Source organism: Phenylobacterium sp., from assembly GCF_030697925.1.
In the GTDB taxonomy this organism is placed as follows: domain Bacteria; phylum Pseudomonadota; class Alphaproteobacteria; order Caulobacterales; family Caulobacteraceae; genus Phenylobacterium.
Genome location: NZ_JAUYOJ010000081.1, coordinates 1 through 3,641, shown reverse-complemented (window position 1 = coordinate 3,641; position 3,641 = coordinate 1). Strand labels below are relative to the sequence as shown.

At 66.4% G+C, this 3,641-nt stretch carries 5 protein-coding genes; all 5 read left to right on the top strand.

The genetic code is table 11. From position 1 onward, the window contains the following. A partial coding sequence (rpsE, locus tag Q8Q88_RS08045) for a 30S ribosomal protein S5 (RefSeq protein ID WP_305674679.1) occupies positions 1-508 on the top strand: 508 nt, incomplete at its 5' end. A gap of 3 nt (positions 509-511) precedes the next feature. Beyond that, complete coding sequence (gene rpmD / locus Q8Q88_RS08040) at positions 512-691, top strand: 50S ribosomal protein L30 (protein ID WP_254836856.1); 180 nt, start codon at positions 512-514, stop codon at positions 689-691. A gap of 130 nt (positions 692-821) precedes the next feature. Beyond that, on the top strand, positions 822-1,307 hold the full coding sequence (gene rplO, locus Q8Q88_RS08035) for a 50S ribosomal protein L15 (RefSeq protein ID WP_254836857.1): 486 nt from the start codon (positions 822-824) through the stop codon (positions 1,305-1,307). Positions 1,308-1,487: 180 nt separating this feature from the next. After that, entirely contained in the window at positions 1,488-2,840 is a 1,353-nt protein-coding gene (gene secY / locus Q8Q88_RS08030; protein WP_305674678.1) for a preprotein translocase subunit SecY, read from the top strand. Between the two features lie 74 nt (positions 2,841-2,914). Next, complete coding sequence (locus Q8Q88_RS08025; RefSeq protein WP_305674677.1) at positions 2,915-3,487, top strand: adenylate kinase; 573 nt, start codon at positions 2,915-2,917, stop codon at positions 3,485-3,487. The last annotated feature ends 154 nt before the right edge of the window (positions 3,488-3,641 follow it).

Sequence of the window (3,641 nt, the reverse complement as noted above, 5' to 3'; positions counted from 1 at the left end):
GCTGGTGCACATCAACCGCGTCGCCGCCACCGTGAAGGGTGGCCGCCGCTTCTCGTTCGCCGCCTTGATGGTGGTGGGCGACCAGAAGGGCCGCGTGGGCTTCGGTCATGGCAAGGCGCGTGAAGTGCCGGAAGCCATCCGTAAGGCGACCGAAGAAGCCAAGAAGACCATGATCCGCGTGCCGCTCCGCGAGAGCCGCACCCTGCACCACGACGGCAATGGCCGTTGGGGCGCCGGCAAGGTCATGGTTCGCGCCGCGCCTCCCGGCACCGGCGTCATCGCCGGCGGTCCGATGCGCGCGGTCCTCGAGACCCTGGGCATCCAGGACGTCGTGGGCAAGTCGGTCGGCTCGTCCAACCCCTACAACATGGTTCGCGCGACCTTCGAGGCGCTGAAGGCTCAGTCTTCGCCCCGCCAGGTCGCCGCCAAGCGCGGCAAGAAGGTCGCCGACGTCCTCGGCCGCCGCGCCGACGGCGCCTCGGCCGTCGCCGCCGCCGACGGAGAATAAGTCATGGCCAAGGTGACCGTTCGTCAGACGGCGAGCCCCATCCGCCGCAAGAAGGACCAGCGCGCGACCCTCGCGGGCCTGGGCCTGAACAAGATCGGCCGCGTGTCGGTCCTGGAGGACACCCCGTCGATCCGCGGGATGATCGCCAAGGTCCATCACATGGTGGAAGTGGTCGAAGGCTAAGGCCTGAGACTGGACGATTAGGGGAGGCGGCGGCAAAAGCGTCGCCTCTTCGGCCGTTTCGGCGGCCAGATTGAACATCAGCCGAGTCCGGGCGCCGCCCGGGCGACAGATCTCCAAGGAGAGGCGTCACATGACCAAGCTCAACGAACTTTCGCCGGCCCCCGGTTCGACCAAGAACCGCATGCGCGTCGGCCGTGGCCCGGGTTCGGGCAAGGGCAAGACCGCCGGCCGCGGCGTCAAGGGCCAGAAGGCCCGTTCCGGCGTCGCCATCGCCGGTTTCGAAGGCGGCCAGATGCCGCTGCATATGCGCATGCCCAAGCGCGGCTTCAACAATCCCTTCGCCAAGCAGTTCGCGGAAGTGAACCTGTGGCGCCTTGAGCAGGCGATCGCCGCCGGCAAGCTCGACGCCAAGAAGGCCATCGACGTCGACGTGCTGATCGCCGCCGGCGTGGTGCGCCGCGCCAAGGACGGCGTACGTCTCCTGGGCAAGGGCGAGATCAAGACCAAGATCGACATCGTGGTCTATTCCGCCTCCGCCGCGGCCAAGGCCGCGGTCGAAAAGGCTGGCGGCAAGGTCACCACGACCGCCCCCGTCGCCGCCGAAGCCGCCGAGTAGGACGACCGCCGCCGTCCCCGCCCGCGCGGGGACGAAAGCCGATCTCCGGCGCGCCGCGATCCCTCGCCAGACCCGGTCTGGATCCCCGTTTCGGCGGGGGATGGGGGATTTCAGCGGACCGGATGACAGCACGGGGCGCACGCCCTATGTACGACCGGTCCTGAACGTCTGGGGAACTACATGGCTTCGGCCGCCGAACAGCTCGCAGCAAACATGAACTTCGGCGCCTTCCAGAAGGCGACGGAACTTCATCAGCGTATTTTGTTCACCCTGGGGGCGCTGATCGCCTACCGGGTGGGAACCTTCATCCCGATCCCGGGCATCGATCCGGTCGCCTTCGCCCAGGCCTTCTCGAGCCAGTCGCAGGGCATCCTGGGCATGTTCAACATGTTCTCGGGGGGCGCCGTCGAACGGATGGCGATCTTCTCGCTGAACGTGATGCCCTACATCTCAGCCTCGATCATCGTGCAACTCCTGGGCACGGTTTATCCGCCGTGGGAGAAGCTGCGCAAGGAAGGCGGGGAGGCTGGGCGCAAGACGCTCAACCAGTACACTCGCTACCTGACGGTCGTCCTGGCCCTATTCCAGTCCTTCGCCATCGCCACCGGACTGCAGTCCAGCCCAGGCTTGGTGATCAGTCCCGGCGTCTTCTTCCTGGTCTCGACGGTCGTCACTCTCACCGGCGGCACCCTGCTGCTGATGTGGATGGGCGAGCAGATCACCAGCCGCGGGGTCGGCAACGGCGTCTCGCTGATCATCTTCGCCGGCATCGTGGCGGCCCTGCCGCGCGGCGTGTGGCAGATGTTCTCCATGACCCGAACCGGCTCGCTGTCCGGCTTCGCCATGCTGGCGATCATCGCCCTGGCCATCGCCGTGGTCTTCGCAATCGTGTTCATGGAGCGCTCGCAGCGCCGCCTGCTGGTCCAGTATCCCAAGCGTCAGCAGGGCAACCGGATGTTCGGCGGCGACACCTCGTTCCTGCCGCTGAAGATCAACACGTCAGGCGTCATCCCGCCGATCTTCGCCTCGTCCCTGCTTCTGCTGCCGACCACCGCCATGGGCTTCCTGGCGACCGCCGAACTGCCGGCCTGGGCCCAGTGGCTGCCGACCGCCGTGGGCGCCCTGCAGCACGGCCAGCCGGCCTTCATGGTGCTCTACGGCGCCCTGATCGTCTTCTTCTGCTTCTTCTACACCTCGGTCGTCTTCAATCCCGAGGACACCGCCGAGAACCTCCGCAAGTACGGCGGCTTCCTGCCGGGCATTCGTCCGGGCAAGCGCACGGCGGAGTATCTGGACTACGTGCTCACCCGTCTGACGGTGATCGGGGCGGCCTATATCACCCTGGTCTGCCTGCTGCCCGAGGCCCTGATCGGCTTCTACAAGGCGCCGTTCTACCTGGGCGGCACGTCGCTCCTGATCGTGGTGAGCGTCACCATGGACACCGTCACCCAGATCCAGTCGCATCTCCTGGCCCACCAGTACGAAGGCCTGATCAAGAAATCGAAGCTGCGCGGGGGGCGCGGCGCTCGATAGCTCATAGAGAGACGCGCTCGCATTTGAGAGCCGGCCCGAATGGGGAAGGTCGGCGGGGAGGGGATATTTAAGCGATGAATTTGATCCTGTTCGGCCCGCCGGCGGCGGGGAAGGGCACCCAGGCCAAGCGCCTGGTCGACAGCCGCAAGATGGTGCAGCTCTCCACCGGCGACATGCTGCGCGCCGCGATCGCGTCGGGCTCCGAGCTCGGCAAGAAGGTCGAAGGTGTCTTGCAGCGCGGCGAGCTGGTCACCGACGAGATCGTCATCGACCTGATCGAGCAGCGGCTGCCGGAAGCCGAGGCCGCGGGCGGAGCCATCTTCGACGGCTTCCCGCGCACGCTCGCCCAGGCCCAGGCCCTGGACGTCATGCTGGAGCAACGCGGCGCCCGAATCGACCTAGTGATCCGCCTCAAGGTCGACGACGAACAGCTTCTGAAGCGGGTGGCCGGGCGATTCGCCGAATCGGGCCGCCCGGACGACAACCCCGAGAGCTTCAAGGTGAGGCTCGCGGCCTATAACGACCAGACCGCACCCCTGCTGCCCTACTACCAAAATCACGGAAAACTCGTGGAATTGGACGGCATGGGCTCGATCGAAGACGTATCCGCCGGCATCGACAAGGCCCTCGACGGCCCCCGCTGGTAGAATGAGCCCTCGTGATCGCGTGAAGCCTGAAAAGGTTCAAATTCTCGCGATTGCGCCATTGACGGAAACGCAACGTTCCCTATAACGGTGCGCTTCCGCGAAAGGGCGCGAAAGACGTGCCGGCCTTCCCACTTGGGATTCTGGGCCGGGGCGC

Bases quoted from the DNA above. Each gene is read 5' to 3' on its own strand.
- rpmD (WP_254836856.1), top strand. From the start codon at position 512: ATGGCCAAGGTGACCGTTCGTCAGACGGCGAGCCCCATCCGCCGCAAG.
- rplO (WP_254836857.1), top strand. From the start codon at position 822: ATGACCAAGCTCAACGAACTTTCGCCGGCCCCCGGTTCGACCAAGAAC.
- secY (WP_305674678.1), top strand. From the start codon at position 1,488: ATGGCTTCGGCCGCCGAACAGCTCGCAGCAAACATGAACTTCGGCGCC.
- Q8Q88_RS08025 (WP_305674677.1), top strand. From the start codon at position 2,915: ATGAATTTGATCCTGTTCGGCCCGCCGGCGGCGGGGAAGGGCACCCAG.